Source organism: Streptomyces sp. NBC_00090 (genome assembly GCF_045160815.1).
In the GTDB taxonomy this organism is placed as follows: Bacteria; Actinomycetota; Actinomycetes; order Streptomycetales; family Streptomycetaceae; genus Streptomyces.
The window spans coordinates 5,952,114-5,975,048 of the sequence record NZ_CP108224.1 but is presented as its reverse complement, the minus strand read 5'-3'; the positions used below and the strand labels follow the sequence as shown (position 1 = coordinate 5,975,048).

The 22,935-nt window shown below is 73.6% G+C and carries 18 protein-coding genes; 13 read left to right on the top strand and 5 right to left on the bottom strand.

Annotation, left to right across the window (positions count from 1 at the left end; all coding sequences use genetic code 11):
* Window positions 1–12: 12 nt before the first annotated feature.
* The gene (locus tag OG361_RS26960) at window positions 13–897 is read left to right on the top strand and encodes a lytic polysaccharide monooxygenase (RefSeq protein WP_405857549.1); all 885 of its coding nucleotides are present in this window, start codon (window positions 13–15) and stop codon (window positions 895–897) included.
* 75 nt (window positions 898–972) lie between these two features.
* Here OG361_RS26960 and OG361_RS26955 read toward each other — a convergent pair whose 3' ends face one another.
* Together OG361_RS26955 and lon are read right to left on the bottom strand one after the other, a co-directional pair.
* Entirely contained in the window at window positions 973–1,608 is a 636-nt protein-coding gene (locus OG361_RS26955; RefSeq protein WP_405857547.1) for a DUF4240 domain-containing protein, read from the bottom strand.
* Window positions 1,609–1,763: 155 nt separating this feature from the next.
* Window positions 1,764–4,181 (bottom strand): endopeptidase La, encoded by a 2,418-nt coding sequence (lon, locus tag OG361_RS26950; protein ID WP_405857545.1) that lies wholly within the window; start codon window positions 4,179–4,181, stop codon window positions 1,764–1,766.
* A 131-nt stretch (window positions 4,182–4,312) separates the two neighbouring features.
* Here lon and OG361_RS26945 point away from each other — a divergent pair, with 131 nt between their 5' ends.
* The 7 genes from OG361_RS26945 (at window position 4,313) to OG361_RS26915 (ending at window position 10,130) form a co-directional block, all read left to right on the top strand.
* Window positions 4,313–4,951 (top strand): GNAT family N-acetyltransferase, encoded by a 639-nt coding sequence (locus tag OG361_RS26945; RefSeq protein WP_405857543.1) that lies wholly within the window; start codon window positions 4,313–4,315, stop codon window positions 4,949–4,951.
* A gap of 56 nt (window positions 4,952–5,007) precedes the next feature.
* Window positions 5,008–5,616 (top strand): hypothetical protein, encoded by a 609-nt coding sequence (locus tag OG361_RS26940; protein ID WP_405857541.1) that lies wholly within the window; start codon window positions 5,008–5,010, stop codon window positions 5,614–5,616.
* 127 nt (window positions 5,617–5,743) lie between these two features.
* A complete protein-coding gene (locus OG361_RS26935) occupies window positions 5,744–6,358 on the top strand; it encodes an RNA polymerase sigma factor (RefSeq protein WP_405857539.1) in 615 nt (204 codons plus the stop codon).
* Window positions 6,355–7,242: a zf-HC2 domain-containing protein gene (locus tag OG361_RS26930; protein WP_405857537.1), complete on the top strand. Its 888-nt coding sequence runs from the start codon at window positions 6,355–6,357 to the stop codon at window positions 7,240–7,242. Before OG361_RS26935 ends, OG361_RS26930 begins: the two co-directional genes overlap by 4 nt.
* The gene (locus OG361_RS26925) at window positions 7,239–8,054 is read left to right on the top strand and encodes an ABC transporter ATP-binding protein (RefSeq protein ID WP_405857535.1); all 816 of its coding nucleotides are present in this window, start codon (window positions 7,239–7,241) and stop codon (window positions 8,052–8,054) included. Before OG361_RS26930 ends, OG361_RS26925 begins: the two co-directional genes overlap by 4 nt.
* 154 nt (window positions 8,055–8,208) lie before the next feature.
* The gene (locus OG361_RS26920; protein WP_405857533.1) at window positions 8,209–9,534 is read left to right on the top strand and encodes a hypothetical protein; all 1,326 of its coding nucleotides are present in this window, start codon (window positions 8,209–8,211) and stop codon (window positions 9,532–9,534) included.
* A complete protein-coding gene (locus tag OG361_RS26915) occupies window positions 9,531–10,130 on the top strand; it encodes a hypothetical protein (RefSeq protein ID WP_405857531.1) in 600 nt (199 codons plus the stop codon). Before OG361_RS26920 ends, OG361_RS26915 begins: the two co-directional genes overlap by 4 nt.
* 25 nt (window positions 10,131–10,155) lie before the next feature.
* On the opposite strand, the gene OG361_RS26910 is transcribed toward OG361_RS26915, so the two are convergent.
* On the bottom strand, window positions 10,156–10,716 hold the full coding sequence (locus tag OG361_RS26910; protein WP_405857529.1) for a TetR/AcrR family transcriptional regulator: 561 nt from the start codon (window positions 10,714–10,716) through the stop codon (window positions 10,156–10,158).
* A 122-nt stretch (window positions 10,717–10,838) separates the two neighbouring features.
* Here OG361_RS26910 and OG361_RS26905 point away from each other — a divergent pair, with 122 nt between their 5' ends.
* From OG361_RS26905 to OG361_RS26885, 5 genes are all read left to right on the top strand, one after another.
* On the top strand, window positions 10,839–11,441 hold the full coding sequence (locus OG361_RS26905) for a DUF2867 domain-containing protein (protein WP_405857527.1): 603 nt from the start codon (window positions 10,839–10,841) through the stop codon (window positions 11,439–11,441).
* A 229-nt stretch (window positions 11,442–11,670) separates the two neighbouring features.
* On the top strand, window positions 11,671–12,342 hold the full coding sequence (locus tag OG361_RS26900; RefSeq protein ID WP_405857525.1) for a spermidine synthase: 672 nt from the start codon (window positions 11,671–11,673) through the stop codon (window positions 12,340–12,342).
* Window positions 12,343–12,424: 82 nt separating this feature from the next.
* Complete coding sequence (locus OG361_RS26895) at window positions 12,425–13,162, top strand: response regulator transcription factor (protein ID WP_384575114.1); 738 nt, start codon at window positions 12,425–12,427, stop codon at window positions 13,160–13,162.
* Window positions 13,163–13,173: 11 nt separating this feature from the next.
* Window positions 13,174–14,316, top strand: a complete 1,143-nt coding sequence (locus OG361_RS26890) for an ATP-binding protein (protein WP_405862448.1) — start codon at window positions 13,174–13,176, stop codon at window positions 14,314–14,316.
* Between the two features lie 290 nt (window positions 14,317–14,606).
* Window positions 14,607–18,422 carry a multifunctional oxoglutarate decarboxylase/oxoglutarate dehydrogenase thiamine pyrophosphate-binding subunit/dihydrolipoyllysine-residue succinyltransferase subunit gene (locus OG361_RS26885; protein ID WP_405857523.1) on the top strand — a complete coding sequence of 1,272 codons (3,816 nt, stop codon included), beginning with the start codon at window positions 14,607–14,609 and terminating at the stop codon, window positions 18,420–18,422.
* A gap of 78 nt (window positions 18,423–18,500) precedes the next feature.
* On the opposite strand, the gene fxsT is transcribed toward OG361_RS26885, so the two are convergent.
* Both fxsT and OG361_RS26875 read right to left on the bottom strand, forming a co-directional pair.
* Complete coding sequence (fxsT, locus tag OG361_RS26880; RefSeq protein WP_405857521.1) at window positions 18,501–21,524, bottom strand: FxSxx-COOH system tetratricopeptide repeat protein; 3,024 nt, start codon at window positions 21,522–21,524, stop codon at window positions 18,501–18,503.
* Window positions 21,525–21,582: 58 nt separating this feature from the next.
* Entirely contained in the window at window positions 21,583–22,893 is a 1,311-nt protein-coding gene (locus OG361_RS26875) for an HEXXH motif domain-containing protein (protein ID WP_405857519.1), read from the bottom strand.
* Window positions 22,894–22,935 lie beyond the last annotated feature (42 nt).

The following is a 22,935-nucleotide window of genomic DNA, read 5'->3' as shown; positions in this document are numbered from 1 at the left end:
GAGAGCCCCCGCATGCCCTCGTACCGCCGCACCTCGGCTGTCGCCGCCTCCGCCCTGTCCGCCGCCGCCCTCGTCGGCCTCACCCCCGCCACGGCCGGCGCCCACGGCGCCGTCTTCAACCCCGTGAGCCGGGTGGCCGCCTGTTACGCCGAGGGCCCCGAGACGCCCAAGTCGCAGGTGTGCAAGGACCTCGTCGCCGACTCCGGCACCCAGCCGCTCTACGACTGGAACGAGGTCAACATCGCCAACGCCGACGGGCAGCACCAGGCGCTCATCCCGGACGGCAAGCTCTGCTCGGCGAACCGCGCCAAGTACCGGGCGCTGGACTGGGCGCGCACCGACTGGCCGGCGACGGCGGTCGCCGCGGGCTCCTTCGACTTCAAGGTGCGGGCGACGGCGGCCCACTCGGGCACGATGACGGTCTACATCACCAAGGCGGGCTTCGACCCGACGCAGCCCCTGAAGTGGTCGGACCTGGACGCGACCCCGGTCGCCGTCTACAACACCACCCGCACCGCGACGGACGGCTACTACAACTTCACGGGCACCCTGCCGGCCCGCACCGGCCGCCACATCGTCTACAAGGTGTGGCAGCGCAACGACAGCCCCGAGGCCTTCTACAGCTGCTCGGACGTCACCTTCGGCGGCACGGCGGCGGCGCAGACCCAGGTGACGGCCCAGGCCCCGACCGAGGCGAAGATCGCGGCGGGCACCGACCTCTCCACCGTGAGCCACGCGGGCCACGGCGGCGACGAGCAGGCCCCGGCGCTCTCCGCCGAGACCGCCGCGAGCCCCTCCTCGCCGCTCCCCCTGGCCCTCGCGGGCGCGGGCGCCCTCGCCACCTTCGCGGCGGGCACCCTGCTCCTGGGCCGCCGCCGGAACCCGTCCGCCTCCTGACGCCCTCCCCGGACGACCCTCGGACGACCCTCGGGGGCCGTCCGGGGTCCGTCCGGGGTCCGTCCCGGAGTCGGACTACCCGAGCGGGAAGAGGGCGCTGAGCCGGGGCAGGGCCACCCCCTCCGGCCGAGCGCCCCGAGGCTCCCCGCCCTCTTCCCTCTCCCCCGTGAAGTCCTCGCCGAGCTCCCCCGCGAAGCCTTCGCCGAACTCTTCGCCGAGCTCCTCCGCGAGCTCCTCCTCGGCCTCCTCGACCGCGTCGAGGAACTCGTCGCCGTCGTCGTCCTCCTGGCCGGTCAGCTCGTCGTACACGTCCTGGGCGACGTAGTCGAGCTCCTCCCACTCGGGCCACTCGTCGTCGTGCCACTCGTTGCGGTGGCGCCCCACGAGCACCCGCAGCCCGGGCACGTCGGCCAGCGCGTCCGGGTCGGCGACGACCGACTCGTACACCTTCCGCCCCTGCCCCACCAGCCAGAGCCTGAAGTAGTGGAAGCCGTCGTCCGTGCAGGCGCCGCCCTCCACGCGGTTCGCCGCCGTCCAGACCGCGCGCGTCCCGGCGGCCTCGCAGACCAGTTCAAGACGCACCTGGAACGCCACGCTCTCGGCCGCCGGCCGCCGTACCAGCTCCGCCCGCAGCCACTCCAGCCGCTCGTCCCGGTCACCCGGGCGGCGGCTCAACTCGTCGATGAGAGCCCAGAAGGCGTCTTCGTTCATGCGTACGAGCATGCCAGTCCTCACTGACATACGCGCACGCGGGAGCGGGGTGTCCACGAAGGACACCCCGCTCCCGCGCGGGGATTTCACACCGGGTCAGCCGGTGCGCCGGGCGCCGGGCCCTCCCGTGCACCAGGTGCGCCGGGCGCGCCGGGTCACGCGGCGACGCCCACCCGCACCGCCGCCGGGGCCAGCGCGATCTCCAGGACCTGCCGGACGTCCGTCACCGGGTGGACCTCCAGCTTCTCCAGGATCTCGGCCGGGACGTCGTCCAGATCGGCCTCGTTCCGCTTGGGGATCACGACCGTCGTGATGCCCGCCCGGTGCGCGGCGAGCAGCTTCTGCTTCACGCCGCCGATCGGGAGGACCCGGCCGGTGAGGGAGACCTCGCCGGTCATGGCCACGTCCGTACGGACAAGCCGGCCGCTCAGCAGGGACGCGAGGGCGGTCGTCATCGTGACGCCCGCGCTCGGCCCGTCCTTCGGGACCGAGCCCGCCGGGAAGTGGATGTGCACCCCCCGTTCCTTGAGGCCGGTGACGGGCAGCTCCAGCTCCGCGCCGTGCGAGCGGAGGAAGGAGAGCGCGATCTGCGCCGACTCCTTCATCACGTCGCCCAGCTGGCCGGTGAGGGTCAGGCCGGCCGCGCCGGTCTCCGGGTCGGCGAGGGACGCCTCCACGAAGAGGACGTCACCGCCGGCGCCGGTCACCGCGAGCCCGGTGGCGACGCCCGGCACCGCCGTACGGCGCTCCGCCGGGTCCTGCGCCGACTCCGGCACGTGGTGCGGCCGCCCGATCAGGGCCCGCAGGTCCTCCGGGGTGACCGTGAACGGCAGCTCGCGGCCACCCAGTTCGTGCTGGGCCGTGACCTTGCGGAGCAGCCGCGCGATGGCCCGCTCCAGGGTGCGGACGCCCGCCTCCCGGGTGTACTCCCCGGCGAGCTTCCGCAGGGAGGCGTCCTCCAGGACGACCTCGCCCGGCTCCAGGCCGGCCCGCTCCAGCTGGCGCGGGAGCAGGTGGTCGCGGGCGATGACGACCTTCTCGTCCTCCGTGTACCCGTCGAGCCTGACCAGCTCCATGCGGTCGAGCAGCGCCTCCGGGATGGCTTCGAGCACATTGGCCGTGGCCAGGAAGACGACGTCGGAGAGGTCGAGTTCGACCTCCAGGTAGTGGTCGCGGAAGGTGTGGTTCTGCGCGGGGTCGAGCACTTCGAGGAGCGCCGCCGCCGGGTCGCCCCGGAAGTCGGAGCCGACCTTGTCGATCTCGTCGAGCAGGACCACCGGGTTCATGGACCCGGCCTCCTTGATCGCCCGGACGATCCGGCCGGGCAGGGCGCCGACGTAGGTCCGCCGGTGGCCGCGGATCTCGGCCTCGTCGCGGACGCCGCCGAGGGCGACGCGGACGAACTTCCGCCCCATCGCGTGGGCGACGGACTCGCCGAGCGAGGTCTTGCCGACGCCGGGCGGGCCGACGAGGGCGAGGACGGCTCCGCCGCGGCGGCCGCCGACGACGCCGAGACCGCGCTCGGAGCGGCGCTTGCGCACCGCGAGGTACTCGGTGATGCGCTCCTTCACGTCCTCCAGGCCCGCGTGCTCGGCGTCGAGGATCGCCTGGGCGCCCGGGATGTCGTACTGGTCCTCGGTCCTTTCGTTCCAGGGCAGTTCGAGGACGGTGTCCAGCCACGTGCGGATCCAGGAGCCCTCCGGGGACTGATCACTGGACCGCTCCAGCTTGTCGACCTCCTTGAGGGCCGCCTCGCGGACCTTCTCGGGCAGGTCGGCGGCCTCCACGCGGGCGCGGTAGTCGTCGGACTCGTCGGCCGGCGAGTCGGTTCCGTCGCCCAGCTCGCGGAGCTCCTTGCGGACCGCTTCGAGCTGGCGGCGGAGGAGGAACTCGCGCTGCTGCTTGTCGACGCCCTCCTGGACGTCCTTGGCGATGGTCTCGGCGACGTCCTGCTCGGCGAGGTGCTCGCGGAGCTGGGCGGTGGCGAGCCTGAGGCGGGCGACCGGGTCGGCCGTCTCCAGGAGCTCGACCTTCTGCTCGACGGTGAGGAAGGGCGAGTAGCCGGCGTTGTCGGCGAGGGCGCCGACGCCGTCGATCTGCTGGACGCGGTCGACGACCTGCCAGGCGCCGCGCTTCTTGAGCCAGCTGGTGGCCAGCGCCTTGTACTCCCTGACCAGCTCGGTCACGGAGCCGGGCAGCGGCTCGGGCAGGGTCTCCTCGACGGCGCTGCCCTCGACCCACAGGGCGCCGCCGGGTCCGGTCGTACCGGCGCCGATGCGCACCCGGCCGCGGCCGCGGACCAGCGCGCCGGGGTCGCCGTCGGACAGCCGCCCGACCTGCTCGACGGTGCCGAGGACGCCGGTCCCCGCGTAGGTCCCGTCGACGCGGGGCACGAGCAGCACCCGCGGTTTGCCGCCGCCCGGGCGCGCGGCGGCCTGGGCGGCCTCGACGGCGGCCCGTACGTCGTTGTCGGACAGGTCCAGCGGCACGACCATCCCGGGCAGCACGACCTCGTCGTCGAGCGGCAGCACAGGCAGAGTGAGCGGCGCGGACGCCATGGACGCAGAAGCCATGATCTCCCCTTCGGCAGTCAAGTTGAGCTGTACGGACTCAATGCACGTGAGCCCAGGAATGTTCCCCTGCCGCCGTTCGCTCTCAGCGATCACCCCGACGCGGGGCCGTGAGCAGCAGATGTAATGACTGCATGGATATTGCAGCTATTACTTCCGCCTGGGTGGCCGGCTGGACCGTCTCCCGGGGGACCCCGCCCGCCGTCGCCGAGCCCTGGGGCCACCGGATCGACGTCGGCCTCCCCCGGCACGTCGTGCGGCACGTGCTGCCCGCCCCCGACGCGGCCTCCGTCGGCGCGCTCTGCGCGCGGCTCACCGAGCCGTACAGCTGGCTCAAGGTGATGGCCGCCCCGGAGGAGGTGGCGCCGTGGATCACCGAGGGGTGGACGGTCCCCGACGACCCGGGCTTCATGATGGTCAAGCCGCTGGACCCGGGCGCCCGCCCCGCGCCGCCCGAGGGGTACGCGCGGACCACCGAGGTCCGCGACGGGGTCATCCGGGTCCGCGTCCTCGCCCCGGACGGCACCCTCGCCGCGCGCGGCCAGATCGCCCCGACCGGCTCCACCGCCGTCGCCGACCAGATCGAGACCGACGCCGCGCACCGCCGGCGCGGCCTCGGCGCGAACGTCATGCGCACCCTGGAGGCGGCCGCCGCGCAGGCCGGCGCCGAGACCGGAGTGCTGTCCGCGACCACGGATGGCCTCGCGCTCTACGACTCCCTCGACTGGCGCTACCGCGGGCCCCTCACCGGGATCGTCCGGTCGGGAAGCTGACCGTCCGGCTGCGCGAGGCACCCCGTACGGGGCATGCTCGATCCATGGTGCGAGGCATGCGCGTACGGCGGAAGTGGTGCGGGACCCTGCTTCTGGTCGCGGTCCTGACCGGCGGCGCGGGCGCCTGCGGCCCCGGGGTGGAGCCCGCGCCGGGCGGACCGGCGTCGGGCGTGAGCGTGCCCCCGGCGCCACCGGAGCCGAGCACGGCGAGTGCGCCCGGTACGGCGAGTACGCCGAGCGCGCCTGATACGCCGAGCGGTACGGCGTCCCCGACCGCCGCCCCGACCCCGGCCCCCACCGCTCCCCGCGAGGAGCCGCAGCCCGGCGAGGTCCTCGTCGAGGTGGTCGTCAGCGGCGGCCTCGCCGGGGTCCGCAACCAGCTCGTCGTCCACTACGACGGCAGCTGGACCAGCCGCTCCGGCTCCAAGCCGCCCCGGACCGGGCAGCAGACCCCGGCCGAGGTCGCCGAACTGCGGGCCGCCCTGGAGGACCCGGCCTACGCGCGCGTCCCGGCGCGGCCCACCGGCAGCCCGATCGCCGACGGCTTCCAGTACTTCATCACCTACCGCCACCACCTCGTCGTCGCGGGCGACGGCGAGCGCCCGCCCGCCCTCCAGCGCGTCTTCGCCGCCCTCCCGGAGGGCGGCCCGCCGACGAGCCCGTGAGCCGGGCGCCGACGAGCCCGTGAGCCGGGCGCCGACGGGCCCGTGAGCCGGGGCGCCGGCAGGTGCATGCGCCGGGCCGTCGGACCCGCCGTGAACCGAACCGGGGTCCGGGCGCGATAGAGAGGGCGTGAGACTGTTGCGCCCCTCAGGGGGAGGCCCCGCAGGGGGAGACGAGGACGACGACGCGGCGCTGCTGCGCGCGGTCGCCCGTGGGGACACCGAGGCGCTCGCCGTCCTCTACGACCGGCACGCGGGCTGGCTGCACGCCCGGCTGGCCCGCCGCTGCCCGGACGAGGAGACGGTGCGGGAGGTCCTCCAGGACACCTTCGTCACGGTCTGGCGCTCGGCCGGCGGCCACCGCGGCCGGGGCGAGGCCGGGGGCTGGCTCTGGGTGATCGCCGCCCGGCGGCTCGTGGACGCCCAGCGCGCCCGGGCCCGTGCCGAACGCACCGAACGGGCCGCCGCCGTGCCACCGGAGCCCGCCGCCCCCGCGCCCTCCGCCGAGGAACGGGTGCTCGCGGGCCTGGAGTACGGGGAGGTGGGCGCGGCCCTCGACCGGATCTCGCCCGAGCTGGCGGAGGTGCTGCGGGCGACCGTCGTCGACGGGCTGACGACCCGCGAGACCGCCCGGCTCCTCGGCATACCCGAAGGCACCGTCAAGACCCGCGCCCTGCGCGCCCGCCGCGAACTGCGCGCCGCGCTCGGCGCCGGCGGCCCGTACCCCCTGGGAGGCACCGCATGACGTCCCCCCGGCACGTCGCCGACTGGCACGTCACCGACGCGCTCGCGCTCCGGTACGCGGAGGGCGCGGCCCCCGAGACGGACGCCTGGTCCCTGGAGAAGCACGTCGAGTCCTGCTCGCCCTGCGCGGGCCGCGTCTCGGCCGCCGTCCGCGCCGGAGCGGCGGGCCCGGCCCTGGCCGCCGTACGGGCGGAGCTCCTGACGTCCGTGGGGCACCGGCCGGCGCCGGCCGTGGCGGCCGGCAGCCCGCTCGGGCGGTGGGCGAGGCTCTGGTGGGCCGCCGGTCCCGCCCTGCGCGGGTCCTGGGTCGTCGCCGTGGCCCTCGTCCTGGGCGGGGCCTTCGCCCTGGCCTACGGGGCCGGGGTGCAGGGCGCCCGGAGCTGGCTGCTCGCCGTCTCCCCGGTGCTCCCGCTCGGCGGGGTCGCCGTGTCGTACGGACGCCACGCCGACCCGCTGTACGAGATCACCGCCGCCACCCCCTCCGGCGGGCTGCGGCTCCTGCTCACCCGTACCGCCGCCGTGCTCGCCGTCTGCGTCCCGCTGCTGACCGCGGGCGGGGCGCTGCTGCCGCCGGTGGCCGGGTTCCCGGGGGTGGCCGCCTGGCTGCTGCCGGGACTCGCGCTGACCCTGGCGACCCTCGCGCTCGGCTCCTTCGTCGGCTGCCGGGCGGCGGCCGCGACGCTCGCCGGCGGGTGGCTGCTCGCCGTGACCGGCCCGCTCCTCGGGCAGCCGGACACGGGGGCCGGCCGGACGGCCGGCTCCGAGGCACTCGCCGACTACTTCTCCGGCCCCGTGGCACAAGGGAGTTGGGCCGCCGCGGCACTCGCCTGCGCGGCCCTCCTCGTGCTGCGGCGCCGTTCCTTCGACCACCTGGAGACCCGGTGAACCAGCCTGCCACGGTCGCGGTGACCGGACTGACCGTCCGGCACCGCCGTACCGTCGCCCTCGACGCGCTCGACCTGTCCCTCTCCCCCGGCGTCCACGGCCTGCTCGGCCCGAACGGCGCCGGGAAGACCTCGCTCATCCGGGTCCTCGCGACCGTCGCCGCGCCCGCCTCCGGGCGGGTGGAGCTGCTCGGCGGGGACGTCGCGAGCCACCGCGAACGCACCGCGATCCGGCGCCGCCTCGGCTACCTCCCGCAGGAGTTCGGCTACTACCCCGCCTTCACGGTCCGGGAGTTCGTCGCGTACGTGGCCTGGCTCAAGGAGGTGCCGGCCGACCGGGCCCCGGCGGCCGTGGAGCGGGCCGTCGAACGGGTCGGGCTCGCCGACCGGATCGACGCGCGGATGAAGACGCTGTCGGGCGGCATGGTCCGGCGGGCGGGCATCGCCCAGGCCGTCGTGAACGAACCGGAGCTGCTGCTGCTCGACGAGCCGACGGCAGGTCTCGACCCGGAGCAGCGGGTCGACTTCCGCGCGCTGCTGCGGGAGCTCGGCACGGAGGCGACGGTGGTGGTCTCCACCCACCTGGTGGAGGACGTGGCCGCGGCCTGCACCGATGTCGCCCTGATCGAGTCGGGACTGCTCGCCTTCCGCGGCACGACCGCCGAACTCGCCTCGCTCGGGGGCGAGTCGGCGGATCCGGACGACTCGACGACGAACGCCATCGAGCGCGGGTACACGGCCGCCCTGCGAGCCCACCGCGCCCGCCTCGCCGGCGACGCCGCCGGGCGGCGCGTGAAGGAGCCGCTCCGATGAAGACGGCCCCCATGCCCGGCCCGCACACGGCACCCGCGCCCGGCCCGCGAGGTGGAGCCGCCGCCACGACCACTGCGCCCCGTCCCGGCCCCCGCGGAGGAGCCGCCGCCACGGACGCGGCGCCCGTCCCGGCCCTCCCGAAGGAGCCGCTCCGATGACCGCGACCCTCACCCCTCCCCGCACGGAGGGGCCCGTGCCCGTACGCGCGCCCTCTCCGCTCCGTACCGAGCTGCGCCGCGGCCTCGGCCCGTGGACCGGTGCCGCCGTCGCCCTCACCGTCCTCGTGACGATGTACGGCAAGGCGCCCGACTGGCAGGGCCGTTGGGCCGATGCGACCAACCTGCTCCACGTCGCCGCCGGACTGCTCTGCGGCCCCCTCGCGCTCGCGGCGGGCTGCTGGCAGGGCGGCCGGGACCGGCGGCGCGGGACGACGGAGCTGTGGGAGTCCGTCCCCCGCTCCCCGCTGCGCCGCCTCCTGGTCGCGGTCGGCCCGTCCGCGTTCTGGCCGGCCGCCGGGCTGCTGCTCGCCGACGCCGTCTGCCTCCTCGCCACCTGGCCGTACGTCTCCGCGGGCCGCCCCTTCCTCGAACTCGTCGCCGCCGACGCGGTAGCCGTCGCCGCCCTCGGCGCGCTCGGCCATCTCGCCGGGCGGGTCATCCGGTGGCGGCTGGCGGCCCCGCTGCTCGGGATCGTCGGGTACGTCGTCCTCGGGCTCGGCGCCTACACGGAGGGCCCCGCCCGCTGGCTCTCCCCGGCGGGGGAGCATCAGGGCATCTGGGACCGGCCGGTGTGGTGGTTCGGCCCGGTGTCGATGGCGTGGACGGCGGGGCTCGCGCTCGCCGCGCTCCTCGCGTACGGCCTGCGCCCGGCGCGCCTCCGGGTGCTCGCCCTGGTCCCGCTGGCCGTCGCGGTCGGCGCCGCCGGCCTGATCCAGCGGCTGCCGCAGGACGTGGGCCCGTGGCGCCCGGACCCGGCCCTGTCCCGTCAGGTCTGCGACGACGGCACGCCGCAGGTGTGCCTGACGGCGGTGGACGAGTCGCTGTTGCCCGACGTCTCGGCGGCTCTCGCCCCGCTGAGCGCGCACCTCAAGGGAGTGCCCGGCGCCCCGGTCCGCTGGGTGAGCGGCCTGGGCGGACCCGCTCTCCCCGGAGACGTCGCGCTGCCCGCCGTCGGGCAGGACGCGGTACGCGGCCGGCTCGCCCACCCCGATCTGTACCTCAACTCGGCCGTGAACTGGCTGTTCTCGGACTCCTGCGAGCCCGGCGACGGCGCAGGTCCGAACGCCGAGCGGGCGAGCTACATCAACCTCGCCGTGACCGAGTGGCTGGCGCCGACCCCGGTCGGCTACGGCCCCGACACCACCGGCGCCCAGCCCTACATCGACCGGCTGGAAGCCAAGTCCCCGGCCGAGCAGCGCGCTTACCTCACCCGCTTCCTGGCCGCGAACACCTGCCACCCGGACGAGGTGCCGATCCCGTGAGGCACTACCTGCGCTCCCGCGGCCTGCCCGGCGCGCTGGCCGCCCTGCTCGGCACGGCGGCGGCCGCCGCCTGGGCGGCCTGGTGGCTGGTATCGCTGCCGGACTTCGACCACACGGCCCGGCTGCCGGTCGTGGTCCTCGGCCCGCTGCTCGCGGCGGGGGTGATCGGGACGAGTCTGCACACGCCGAGCGACGAGCTGGACCGTACGGCGGTACGCGCCTGGTGGCCCCGCCGTCTCGCGCACGTCCTCGCGCCGACCGCGCTGGCCGTGGCCCTGCTCGCGCTCGCGGTGCCGGGGCACGCGGAGGAGTTCGGCGCGCCCGCCGTCGTACGCAACACCCTGGGCCTGGTCGGTGTGGCGGCGGCCGCCGCCACGCTCGTCGGCGCCCGGTTGAGCTGGCTGCCGCCGACCTTCTACGTCGGCGTGGTCTATCTGGCGGCCCCCTCCGGCACGGACGGCGGCGCGGCCTGGTGGGGCTGGGTGACGCGCCCCGGCCCGGAGGGCGAGGCGTGGGCGGTCGCCGCCGTCGCCTTCGCGGCGGGTACGGCGCTGTACGCGTGGCGGGGCTCCCGCCGTACGACCGGCGAGGCCTGAGCACCAGCGCGCATCACGGCCACGCCTACCTGAGCAGCCAGTCCCTCGTCAGCTCCGACATCTCCGCCGGCGTGCGCCCGCCGTGGTCGACCGCGATGAAGCGGTCGGCGACGCGCAGCGAGAAGACGATCAGGCAGCGGACCTCGACGTCGTCCTCGTCGGCGCAGAAGCTCCCGAAGAGCGAACGCAGGTACTCCATGCGCCGGTTGTCGGTGCGGCGGAGCCGTTCGGCGACGGTCTCGTCGCGCCGGGCCCAGTCCCGGACGGCGAGGTCGACGGCGAGGCCGGTCACCGGCCCGTCGGCGACGTCCTGGACGAAGTCGAAGAGCCGGCCGAGCTTGGCGCGGGCCTCTCCCCCGCCGCTCTCGATCCGCTCGATCACCGCTTCGGCGACCTCGCGCTCCCAGGTGTCGAGCATCTCGGCGAGCAGGGCGTCGCGGTTGGCGAAGTACCCGTAGAAGCCGCCCTTGCTGACGCCGAGGGCCTGGGCGAGGGGCTCGATCCGGACGGCCTCCGGGCCGCCTTCGGCGAGCGCGCGGAGTCCCTCCTCGATCCACCGGCCGCGGGGTGTGCGGATCGTACCCATGGTGTGTCCCTCCTCACCGCGCCACTTCTCCACCCGACTATACGGTGCCGTACAGACGGGTCTACGCTTGATCTATACGCCACCGTATAGACGTGGACCGACGTAGGAACAGGGGTACGACCATGAGACTTCCCCGCACCGCGCACACCTCCCGCCCGTGGCGGATCCACGAGTTCGCCGGGGACTTCCAGGTCGAGGACGTGTGGGAGCTGCCCGTCACGGGCGGCCCGGACGAACTCGACCGCCTGGTGCGGCAGTTCACGAACGGCGACGGAACCGCCCTCTCCACCCCCGTGGTCCGTACGCTCTTCGCGATCCGCTGGAAGCTGGGGGCGCTGCTCGGCTGGGACAAGGCGGACGCCGGCCTCGACTCGCGGGTGGGCTCCCTCCGGGAGCGGCTGCCGGAGGACCTGCGCGAGGGGACGCGCGGGCCCGACCTGCAGGCGGTGCCGTTCACCTCCGTCTACCAGACGCACGAGGAGTGGGTGGCGGAGAGCGCCAACCGGACCGTGCACGCGGTGATGCACATCAGCTGGGTCCCGGACCCCGCGCCGGGCGACCCCGACCGCCACCGCGCCCGGATGGCCGTCCTGGTGAAGCCCAACGGTCTGCTCGGGGGCGTCTACATGGCGGGGATCAAGCCCTTCCGGTACCTGGGCGTGTACCCGAAGCTGCTGCGCTCGATCGGCCACGAGTGGGAGGCGGGCAGGGCGGCGGCAGCCTGACGCCGACGCCCGCCGCGAGCTGAACCGGATCGAGCGGTTCGTGGAGCACGAGGCCCCGCGCCCGTAACCCCGTATCCGCGTGGACCCGTGCCCCGTGACCCGTGACCGGCGACTCCACCCGTCGCCGCACCGTGTGACCCCGCGACTCCGTTAAGTGTTTGTCCCGGCCGTCCCCGCCCCACGAGGATGGCCGGGACCCACTGCCGAGACGAGAGCGGAGTGACCGACGTTGACCAGCCCCGTGACCCTCGACCGCCGCGAAGGACCGTACGGAGAGGTCGTCCTGCGCCGCCGTGCGGAGCACTTCGAGATCATCGCGAACGGCACCTTCCTGATGGACACCTCCGACGGGCGCTCCGAGCGGCTGCTCGTCGACGCGGCCCTGGCCGCCCTGCCCGAGGAGGCCCGCTCCGGCGCCTCCGTCCTCGTCGGCGGCCTCGGCGTCGGCTTCTCCCTCGCGCACGCGGCGGCCGACCCCAGCTGGGGCCGGATCGTCGTCGCCGAGCGGGAGGGCGCCATCATCGACTGGCACCGCGAGGGCCCCCTCGCCGCGATCTCCGGGAGCGCGCTGGCCGATCCGAGGACCGTGATCCTGCACACGGACCTGGTGTCCCACCTCCGCACCTCCCCCGACACGTACGACGCCCTCTGCCTGGACATCGACAACGGGCCGGACTGGACGGTCACCGAGGACAACGAAACCCTGTACTCCGCCGAGGGGTTGGCGGCCTGCGCGGCCCGGCTCAACCCCGGTGGCGTGCTCGCCGTCTGGTCGGCGCGACCGTCGGCCGATTTCGAGGACTCGTTGCGGAATGCCGGATTCAGCGGGGTACGGACGGAAGAGATCCCCGTTGCCCGGGGCGTCCCCGACGTGGTCCACCTCGCCGTCCGTCCCGGATAGCTCCTGGACAGCTCCTGGATAGCCGGGACGCCACCCGTACCTCTAGGCTGCTGCACCGACATCGGCGACGCGAGGCGGGGCAATGGAGCAGACACACACCACTCACCACGGTGCGGCGGCCACTCCCGGGGCCCAGCGGCGGGTGCTCGTGGTCGAGGACGACGCGACGATCGTGGAAGCGATCTCCGCCCGGCTGCGCGCCGAGGGCTTCGTCGTGCAGACCGCGACGGACGGCCCGGCGGCCGTCGACGCCGCCGAGGCCTGGCAGCCGGACCTGATGGTCCTCGACGTGATGCTCCCGGGCTTCGACGGCCTGGAGGTGTGCCGCCGGGTCCAGGCCCAGCGCCCCGTCCCGGTCCTGATGCTCACCGCCCGGGACGACGAGACCGACATGCTGGTCGGGCTCGGCGTCGGCGCCGACGACTACATGACCAAGCCGTTCTCGATGCGCGAGCTGGCGGCCCGGGTGCACGTCCTGCTCCGCCGGGTCGAGCGGGCCGCGCTGGCCGCGGTCACCCCGCGCAGCGGGATCCTGCGCCTGGGCGAGCTGGAGATCGACCACGCGCAGCGCCGGGTCCGGGTGCGCTCCGAGGACGTGCACCTGACCCCGACCGAGTTCGACCTGCTGGTCTGCCTGGCGAGCACCCCGCGGGCGGTCCTCTCGCGGGAGCAGCTCCTCGCCGAGGTGTGGGACTGGGCGGACGCCTCGGGCACCCGGACCGTGGACAGCCACATCAAGGCGCTGCGCCGGAAGATCGGGGCAGAGCGCATCCGTACGGTCCACGGCGTGGGGTACGCGCTGGAGACCCCGGCGCCGTGAGCCGGCGGCGGATGCGCACCGGGGGCACCGGGGGCACGGGCACGGAGGGCGCCGGACCCGCCCGGGCCGGCGGCGCCGCGCGGCGGCCCGCCCGGCGCCGGATCGTGATCTCGGTCAAGACCAAGCTGGGGGCCCTGGTCGTCGGCGCGGTCCTGCTGACCTCGTGTCTCGCGCTGGTGGCGATCCGTACCTCCACCGAGTTCCGGTACATCACGATCTTCGCGATGATCGCGACCCTGCTGATCACCCAGTTCGTGGCGCAGTCCCTGACGGCGCCGCTGGACGAGATGACGACGGTGGCCGGGTCGATCTCGCGGGGCGACTTCAGCCGCCGGGTGCGGGGCGCGGACCGGCGGGACGAGCTGGGCGCCCTCGCCTCGACGATCAACCGCATGGCGGACGACCTGGAGGCCGTCGACCGGCACCGCAAGGAGCTGGTCGCCAATGTCTCGCACGAGCTGCGCACGCCGATCGCCGCGCTCCGGGCCGTCCTGGAGAACGTCGTGGACGGGGTGTCCGAGGCCGATCCGGAGACGATGCGCTCGGCGCTGAAGCAGACGGAGCGGCTCGGCCGGCTGGTGGAGACGCTGTTGGACCTGTCACGTCTTGACAACGGTGTCGTCACGCTGAAGGCAAGCCGTTTCGAGGTCTGGCCGTATCTGTCGGGGGTGCTGCGGGAGGCGAATCTCGCCGCGTCCCAGCGCGGCCTGTTCTCCACCTCGGGGCTGCACAACCGTACGGACGTCCATCTGCACCTGGACGTGTCGCCGCCCGAGCTGGTCGCGCACGCGGACGCGGAGCGGCTCCACCAGGTGATGGCCAATCTGATCGACAACGCGGTGAAGCACTCGCCGCCGCACGGCCGGGTCACGGTGCGGGCCCGGCGCGGCCCGTATCCGGACTCGCTGGAGCTGGAGGTCGAGGACGAGGGTCCCGGCATCCCGGAGTCGGAGCGGCACAAGGTCTTCGAGCGGTTCAACCGGGGCACGGTGGCGCACCGGCAGGGTCCGGGCAGCGACGGCGGCACGGGACTGGGGCTCGCGATCGCCCGCTGGGCGGTGGATCTGCACGGTGGCGGGATCGGCGTGGCCGAATCGTCACGGGGCTGCCGCATCCGGGTCACTCTTCCGGGCAGCCTTCCGCTGAGAGATTGACGTAGGGTTCGAACCGGAAGAGCACGTTCTGCGTGTACGTGAGCAGGACCTGCGTGCACGTGAACGGGGTGCGATCAGGGATGCGGCCGAAGAGGGCCGCGCCCCCGCTTTTCCGTACCCTCACACGTACGGAACCACGCTTGTTTCCCGCCATTCACGTCTCCGAAACACCTCGTCAAGTGTGACTTGCGCGACGTTGGAGTGCCCGGCCTGCACCTCCCGGCCGGACAGGCGTAGCCTTTATTTCCGCTGTCCATCACCTTGTGAAGCGGAAGAGGGCGGTTGCCGCCGTGTCGTCTCAGTCCCCCAGTACCCCGAGCTCCCCGACCGACCAAGACGGGCAGGGTCAGAACCCTGCGACCGCCTTCGGTGCCAATGAGTGGCTCGTCGACGAGATCTACCAGCAGTACCTCCAGGACCCGAATTCGGTCGATCGTGCCTGGTGGGACTTCTTCGCCGACTACAAGCCGGGAGCGTCGGAGACCCCGGCCGCCCCGGCCCCCACCACGCAGTCCACTCAGGGCGCCCCCGCCGCGCCGCAGACGGGCCCCGCACAGGCCGCGCCTGCCGCTCCGGCGGCCGCTCAGGCCTCCGTGCCCGCTCCGGCCCCGGCTCCCGCCGCGGCTCCGGCTCCGGCTCCGGCGAAGCCGGCCGCGGCCCCTGCCGCCCCGGTCGCCGCGAAGCCCGCCGCCGCCGCTCCCGCCCCGGTCAAGGCCCAGGAGGCCACAGTGGCTCCCGCCGGTCCCGAGCTGATCACGCTGCGCGGCCCCGCCGCCGCGGTCGCGAAGAACATGAACGCCTCGCTGGAGGTGCCGACGGCCACGTCCGTCCGCGCCGTCCCGGTGAAGCTGCTCTTCGACAACCGCATCGTGATCAACAACCACCTGAAGCGCGCCCGGGGCGGGAAGATCTCCTTCACGCACCTCATCGGCTACGCGATGGTGCAGGCGATCAAGGCCATGCCGTCGATGAACTACTCCTTCGCGGAGAAGGACGGCAAGCCGACCCTGGTCAAGCCGGAGCACGTGAACTTCGGTCTCGCGATCGACCTGGTGAAGCCCAACGGCGACCGCCAGCTCGTCGTCGCGGGCATCAAGAAGGCCGAGACGCTCAACTTCTTCGAGTTCTGGCAGGCGTACGAGGACATCGTCAAGCGGGCCCGCGTGGGCAAGCTGACGATGGAGGACTTCACCGGCGTCACGGTCTCGCTGACCAACCCCGGCGGCCTCGGCACCGTCCACTCCGTGCCGCGTCTGATGCCCGGACAGTCGGTCATCATGGGCGTCGGCTCGATGGACTACCCGGCCGAGTTCCAGGGCACCTCCCAGGACACCCTGAACAAGCTGGGCATCTCGAAGGTCATGACCCTGACCTCGACCTACGACCACCGGGTCATCCAGGGTGCCGCCTCCGGCGAGTTCCTGCGCGTCGTCGCGAACTACCTCCTCGGCGAGCAGGGCTTCTACGACGACATCTTCAAGGCGCTGCGCATCCCCTACGAGCCGGTCCGCTGGCTCAAGGACATCGACGCGTCGCACGACGACGACGTCACCAAGGCCGCGCGCGTCTTCGAGCTCATCCACTCCTACCGGGTCCGCGGCCACGTCATGGCCGACACCGACCCGCTGGAGTACAAGCAGCGCAAGCACCCCGACCTGGACATCACCGAGCACGGCCTCACCCTGTGGGACCTGGAGCGGGAGTTCGCGGTCGGCGGCTTCGCCGGCAAGTCGATGATGAAGCTCCGCGACATCCTCGGCGTCCTGCGCGACTCGTACTGCCGCACCACCGGTGTCGAGTTCATGCACATCCAGGACCCGAAGCAGCGCAAGTGGATCCAGGACCGCGTCGAGCGCCCGCACGCCCGTGTGGAGCGCGAGGAGCAGCTCCGGATCCTGCGCCGGCTGAACGCGGCGGAGGCCTTCGAGACCTTCCTGCAGACGAAGTACGTCGGCCAGAAGCGCTTCTCCCTGGAGGGCGGCGAGTCCGTCATCCCGCTGCTCGACGCGGTCATCGACTCGGCCGCCGAGTCGCGCCTCGACGAGGTCGTCATCGGCATGGCCCACCGCGGCCGTCTGAACGTCCTCGCGAACATCGTGGGCAAGTCGTACGCGCAGATCTTCCGCGAGTTCGAGGGCAACCTCGACCCGAAGTCGATGCACGGCTCCGGCGACGTCAAGTACCACCTGGGCGCCGAGGGCACCTTCACCGGTCTCGACGGCGAGGAGATCAAGGTCTCCCTGGCCGCCAACCCCTCGCACCTGGAGGCGGTCGACCCGGTCCTGGAAGGCATCGTCCGCGCCAAGCAGGACGTCATCAACAAGGGCGGCACGGACTTCACCGTCCTGCCGGTCGCCCTCCACGGTGACGCGGCCTTCGCCGGCCAGGGTGTCGTCGCCGAGACGCTGAACATGTCGCAGCTGCGCGGCTACCGCACCGGCGGCACGGTCCACATCGTCATCAACAACCAGGTCGGCTTCACCGCCGCCCCGGAGTCCTCGCGTTCCTCGATGTACGCGACCGACGTGGCCCGCATGATCGAGGCGCCGATCTTCCACGTGAACGGCGACGACCCGGAGGCCGTGGTCCGCGTCGCGCGGCTCGCCTTCGAGTTCCGCCAGACGTTCAACAAGGACGTCGTGATCGACCTCATCTGCTACCGCCGCCGCGGTCACAACGAGGGCGACAACCCGCAGTTCACCAACCCGCAGATGTACAACCTGATCGACAAGAAGCGTTCGGTGCGCAAGCTGTACACCGAGTCGCTCATCGGTCGGGGCGACATCACCCTCGAAGAGGCGGAGCAGGCGCTCCAGGACTTCCAGGGCCAGCTGGAGAAGGTGTTCGCGGAGGTCCGCGAGGCCACCGCGGCCCCGACCCCGGCGCACGTCCCGGACGCCCGCGCCGAGTTCCCGGTCGCCGTCACCACGGCGGTCTCCGCCGAGGTCGTGAAGCGGATCGCCGAGTCGCAGGTCAGCATCCCGGAGCGGATCACGGTCCACCCGCGTCTGATGCCGCAGATGCAGCGCCGCGCCGCCTCCATCGACGACGGCACCATCGACTGGGGCTTCGGCGAGACCCTCGCCATCGGCTCCCTGCTGATGGAGGGCACCCCGGTCCGGCTCTCTGGCCAGGACTCCCGTCGCGGCACCTTCGGCCAGCGCCACGCGGTGCTGGTGGACCAGGAGACCGGCGAGGACTTCACCCCGCTGCTCTACCTGGCCGAGGACCAGGCCCACTACAACGTCTACGACTCGCTGCTCAGCGAGTACGCGGCGATGGGCTTCGAGTACGGCTACTCGCTGACCCGTCCGGACTCCCTGGTCGTCTGGGAGGCCCAGTTCGGTGACTTCGTCAACGGCGCGCAGACCGTCGTCGACGAGTTCATCTCCTCGGCCGAGCAGAAGTGGGGCCAGACCTCCGGCGTCACGCTGCTCCTGCCGCACGGCTACGAGGGCCAGGGCCCGGACCACTCGTCCGCGCGCCCGGAGCGCTTCCTCCAGATGTGCGCCCAGGACAACATGACGGTCGCCATGCCGACACTGCCGTCGAACTACTTCCACCTGCTGCGCTGGCAGGTCCACAACCCGCACCACAAGCCGCTCATCGTCTTCACCCCGAAGTCGATGCTGCGTCTGAAGGCCGCGGCGTCGAAGGTGGAGGAGTTCACCACCGGCGGCTTCCGCCCGGTGATCGGCGACACGACCGTCAACGCCGCGGACGTCCGCAAGGTCGTCTTCTGCGCCGGCAAGGTCTACTACGACCTGGAGGCCGAGCGTCAGAAGCGGGGCGACACGGAGACCGCGATCATCCGTCTGGAGCGTCTGTACCCGCTGCCGGGTGCCGAGCTGCAGGCCGAGATCGCCAAGTACCCGAACGCCGCGAAGTACATCTGGGCCCAGGAGGAGCCGGCGAACCAGGGTGCCTGGCCGTTCATCGCGCTCAACCTGATCGACCACCTGGACCTGGCGGTCGGCGCGGACATCCCGGCGGGCGAGCGCCTGCGCCGGATCTCGCGTCCGCACTCCTCCTCCCCGGCGGTCGGCTCGGCCAAGCGCCACCAGGCGGAGCAGCAGCAGCTGGTCAACGAGGTCTTCGACGCCTGATCGTCGTCCTCGGACCACCACGTACGGAGGCCCGGCACCCCACTCGGGGTGCCGGGCCTCCGGCGTTCTCCCGGGACGTCAGAGGTTGGCCTCGAAGTCCCAGTACGGGCGGTTGCGCTGGCGGGCCGAGAGCGTGTGGGGGTGCTGGGCGCCGAGCGTCCTGGTGAGGGTGAGCAGGGCGTCCTCCTCCAGCTTCCCGGCCTCGTCGGTCTCGCGCAGACCGCGCAGGTCGGTGGCGAGCGCCACCTGGCAGGAGAGGGTCAGCGGGTGCTCGTTCCCGAGGACGTGCCGGGCCCGGCGCAGGGTGTCCCGGCTGAGCTCGGCGGCCTCCACGACCCGTCCGTTGAAGTTGCGGGCGGCGCTGGCGTTGAGCGCGCAGCCGAACACCCAGGGGTGGTCGGAGCCGAGCGTGGCGGTGAGTCCGGCGAGCGCCGACTCCAGCATGGTCAGGGCCGCGGCCCGCTCGCCGGAGGCCTGCATCACCAGCGCGGTGTTGGCGAGGACGCCGGTGGAGACCGGGTGGGCGGGGCCGAGGAGGGCGCGGTAGCCGGCCTCCGCCTCGGTGATGAGCTCCCTGGCCAGGTCGAGGTCGCCGTGCTCGCGCAGGAAGTTGGCGTAGTTGGTGACGGCCGACAGCGTCACGTAGTGGTCGCGGCCGTAGGCCTGCTCCAGGTGCTCCAGGACGCTCGCCATCATGGAGCCGATGTCCTGCTGGAAGCCGCCCTCCCGGCGGCGGCAGAGCGCCAGCTGGCTGCGCGCGTACAGGGTGTGGAGGTGCTGGGGCCCGAGGATCTTCACGTGCAGCCGGACGTTGGCCTCCTGGCGGCCGAGGGCCTCGCGGTAGCGGCCGAGCAGGCGCAGGTCCTGGGCGACGGCGTTGTTGGAGTTGAGCGTGGAGGCGTGCCGGGGGCGCAGGACGGTCTCGCAGCGGGCGAGGGTGTCGGTGTCCTGCTCGTACGCCTCCTGGTAGCGGCCGAGCATCCGCAGCACGACGCCGAGGTTGTGGCGGGCGACGAGGGTGAGGAACTGGGTCTCGCCGAGCAGGTCGCGGGCCTCGGCGAGGGCCTCCCGCTGGAGCTGCTCCGATTCCTGGTACTGGCCGAGGAAGCGCAGGTCGCGGGCGATGGAGATCTTGGTCTGGAGCTGGCCGAGGTCGTTCCCGGTCGCGGCGGCGGCCAGTCGGTCGCGCTGGGCGAGGTCGAGGTCGTACGCCTCCCGGAACCGGCCGTAGCGGCGCAGGATGTCGCCCTCCAGGGTGGTGAGCTCCTGCATGTGCGGGGCGAGCGGCTCCATGAAGGAGGTCCACTGGTGGCGGATGCGCTGGGCCAGCCGGATGCCCGCCTTGTACTCGCCGCTGCGGTCGCAGAACCGCAGGCAGTTGAGGACGGCGACCTGGATGCGCGGGTCGGTGCTGCGGAGGGCTCCGGAGGGCTCCAGGTGGGGCAGGAGTTCGGAGTAGCGGGGCCAGTGCCTGCTGTCCGTGGGGTTGCCGGGGTCGGCCTCGGCGAGCAGGGTGCGGACGGCCTTGCGGTGGGCGTCGCGGTGCTCGCCGTCGGTGAGCCGGGAGACGATGTCGTGCACCAGCCGGTGCATGTGGATCGACTCCTGGTGCGGGCCGACGTCGTCGGTGGTCATGGGGCCGCGGGTCTCGCGGGTGAGCACCGAGTAGTTGACGAGGGTGTCGAGGGCGCGGGTCCAGGCGGGCAGGTCCGTCGCCATCCAGCGGAGGTCCTCGGGCAGCTGGGCCTGGGGGTAGGCGCGGACGATGCCGAGCGGGATGCGGCCCGGGGCGAAGGAGGCGCACAGGCTGAGGATGTCGATGGCCTGCGGCTGGGCGCGGCGGAGTCGGTTGATCAGTATCGACCAGGAGGTCAGGGAGGCGTTGGGCATGCCGTCGCCGGGCGAGGGCTCGTCGACGGTGGAGAGCCGTCCGTCGCGGACCATGCGCAGGTACTCGGGGGCCTCCATGCCGGACTCGCCGAGCCAGGCGGCGGCCTGGACGAGCGGCAGGGGTACGTCTCCGAACTCGGCGGCGACCTCGTCGGCCTCGGCCGCGTCGAGCTGCGGGGCGCGGCGCATCAGGTAGCCGGTGGACTCGGAGCGGTCGAAGCCGGGGATCTCCAGGACGTCGGTGTGGTCCCGCCAGCCGCGGTTGCGGGAGGTGATGAGGACGTGGCCGGGGCCCTGCGGCAGCATGACGTCGATGCCGTCGGTGTCGTCCCAGCCGTCGAAGACGACGAGCCAGCGGGCGTGCGGGTCGCCGCGGCGGAGGGCTTCCCGGACGGCGCGGATGCGTTCGCCGGGTTCGCTTCCGGTGGGCAGGGAGAGTTCGACGGCGAGCTCGCCGAAGCGGTCGCGCTGGATGTTCCGGTCGTCGGAGTTGACCCACCAGATGACGTCGTAGTCGGGGCTGAAGCGGTGGGCGTACTCGGCGGCGATCTGGGTCTTGCCGATGCCGGACATGCCGAGCAGGGTGCAGGCGGCGTTGCCGCGCTCGGCGTCCATGAGCCGTTCCTGGAGCTCGGTGAGCAGGTCGTCGCGGCCGGTGAACCGGGGGTTGCGGCGGGGGACGTCGCCCCAGATCTCGGGCGGGGTGTCGGGGTAGCGGGCGAGGGCGCTCGCCGGGAGACGGCGGCCGGACGCCCTGCGGGGTTCGACGGCGAGCCTGCTGAGGAGCCGTGCCTCGGCCTCCTCCTCGCCGACGCCCCAGAGGCTGACGGGTTCGAGGACCGCCGTGGAGGGGAGCAGCGTGCGGTTGGTGAGGTTGACGGCGGCGAAGCGGTCGGCTTGCGCGGCGACGAAGCCGCGCAGGACGTCGTTCCACTCGCCGGCCGGCCGGGGGCCCAGCTCGAAGAACCAGTCGTTGAGGACGAGGAGGACCTGGCCGCGGGCGAGGAGCAGGTCCCCGAGCGAGTCCTCAAGGGGGACCTCGCGGGGCGGGTCCCACCGCTGGAGGGTGGCTCGTACGCCGTGGGCCTCCAGGCGCTGGTTGATCCAGGCCGCCCAGGGCCGGTGGTATCCGGGGAAGACCACCAGGACGTGTTCGGGGGCGGACCTGCCGCCGTGGCTCTCCGCCCCTCCGCCCGACCGCTGTTCCGCCATCTGTACGTCTCCCGTCCCGCTCACGCGCAACGCAGTGTCATGTGCCGTGGGCACAGTGTTACCCACGGGCCCTGGGGCTCGCGCCGAGGCTCGCATGGAGCTGCCTCATTTGCCGGGCGAACTCCCGCCCCTCATTGGTCAGTTCATCGGATTCAAGCAGCATCGCCAGCGCTTCGCCCACCTGATCGTGGACATGGTCGAACTGTTGGACGGCCCGCGCGCTCCACGGTCCCGGCACCCCCGGGGCGTCCATCGCCCTCCGCCACAGATCGGCCAACGCCAGGTGGGCGTAGGCCCCTTGGAAGACCCCGGCGACCGGCCGCTCGTCGGTGCGCCAGCCGACCCGGTACAGCACCGCGCGGCCGGGCCGGTAGAGCGGGACGAGTTCGTGGAGGGTGGACAGCTTGCTGTGGTGCAGCTCGTGGACGAGGGTCTCCGCCATGTCGGAGGCGCCGGCCGACGGCGTCATCAGGACGGCCCCGGGGGCGACGCTGAGCGTGGCGCCGACGGAGCGCGGCCCCTGCGGGACGAGCGGCACGAGCGCGCCGACCGTCCGCCCGACCTCCGCCGCCCGTTCCCGGTCGGTACGCCGCAGCAGCTCCCGGGCGGCGCGCCAGTGTCCCGACCAGGCCGCGTGGTCGATGTCCGGCCGCTCGGCCGCCAGCCGGGCCGGGGTGCCCACACCGCCGGGCGGCACCCGGTAGGGGTCCAGGTCCTCCAGGGTGGCGGCTCCGCCCGGCAGACCGCGCAGGTCGCGCCAGCCGGGGCCGCTGCCGGTCACGGCGCCCGCGCGGCCGTCGGTGAGACGGAGGAGCGCGGCCGGGGCCCCTCGCTCGCCGTCGGGGTGGATCCGTACGACCTGGGCGCGGGAGGTGAGCCGGACCGGGCCCGGGGCCACCAGGACGCTCCCGACGCCCGGGAGCGAGAGCACGCCGCCGGGGGCCTGGACCACGAGGTCGAGCGGCCGGCCCGCGCGCAGGGCGGCGGTGACGGCGATCAGTTCCAGGCGGGCCAGGTGCCGGTCGAGGCCGGGGCCCGCGGGTTCGGTCAGGGCGGCGGCGAGCCAGGCCCCGGTGGTCGGGTAGTCGAGGACGGCACGGACCACGGCGGGGGCCGCGCGCTCGGTCCGCTCCAGAAGGCGCCAGGCCGTCTCGAAGCCGCGCAGGGTCTCGGGCGCGACCTCTTCCCGATGGCGCCGCACCCGTACCAGCAGGGCCTTGAGCAGCAGCAGGCGGCGGGCGTGCGCCCCGGAGCGCAGGAAGGACGCGCCGGCCCGGGCGGGACGGGTGGCCGCGAGCGCGGCGAAGGCCGCGGGGCGCGGCGGCGCGGCGATCACTCCCGCCTCCGGGCGCGGGCTGCCGTCACGCACCAGCCGACCGGGGACGGAGAGCGTCGCACTCGGGGCGCCCGG

What these genes read in the sequence shown, in the direction of transcription:
- lon (WP_405857545.1), bottom strand. Translation starts at nt 4,181, where the DNA reads ATGGCTTCTGCGTCCATGGCGTCCGCGCCGCTCACTCTGCCTGTGCTG.
- OG361_RS26895 (WP_384575114.1), top strand. Translation starts at nt 12,425, where the DNA reads ATGGAGCAGACACACACCACTCACCACGGTGCGGCGGCCACTCCCGGG.
- OG361_RS26955 (WP_405857547.1), bottom strand. Translation starts at nt 1,608, where the DNA reads ATGAACGAAGACGCCTTCTGGGCTCTCATCGACGAGTTGAGCCGCCGC.
- OG361_RS26905 (WP_405857527.1), top strand. Translation starts at nt 10,839, where the DNA reads ATGAGACTTCCCCGCACCGCGCACACCTCCCGCCCGTGGCGGATCCAC.
- OG361_RS26945 (WP_405857543.1), top strand. Translation starts at nt 4,313, where the DNA reads ATGGATATTGCAGCTATTACTTCCGCCTGGGTGGCCGGCTGGACCGTC.
- OG361_RS26940 (WP_405857541.1), top strand. Translation starts at nt 5,008, where the DNA reads ATGCGCGTACGGCGGAAGTGGTGCGGGACCCTGCTTCTGGTCGCGGTC.
- OG361_RS26910 (WP_405857529.1), bottom strand. Translation starts at nt 10,716, where the DNA reads ATGGGTACGATCCGCACACCCCGCGGCCGGTGGATCGAGGAGGGACTC.
- OG361_RS26930 (WP_405857537.1), top strand. Translation starts at nt 6,355, where the DNA reads ATGACGTCCCCCCGGCACGTCGCCGACTGGCACGTCACCGACGCGCTC.
- OG361_RS26920 (WP_405857533.1), top strand. Translation starts at nt 8,209, where the DNA reads ATGACCGCGACCCTCACCCCTCCCCGCACGGAGGGGCCCGTGCCCGTA.
- OG361_RS26890 (WP_405862448.1), top strand. Translation starts at nt 13,174, where the DNA reads ATGCGCACCGGGGGCACCGGGGGCACGGGCACGGAGGGCGCCGGACCC.
- OG361_RS26960 (WP_405857549.1), top strand. Translation starts at nt 13, where the DNA reads ATGCCCTCGTACCGCCGCACCTCGGCTGTCGCCGCCTCCGCCCTGTCC.
- fxsT (WP_405857521.1), bottom strand. Translation starts at nt 21,524, where the DNA reads ATGGCGGAACAGCGGTCGGGCGGAGGGGCGGAGAGCCACGGCGGCAGG.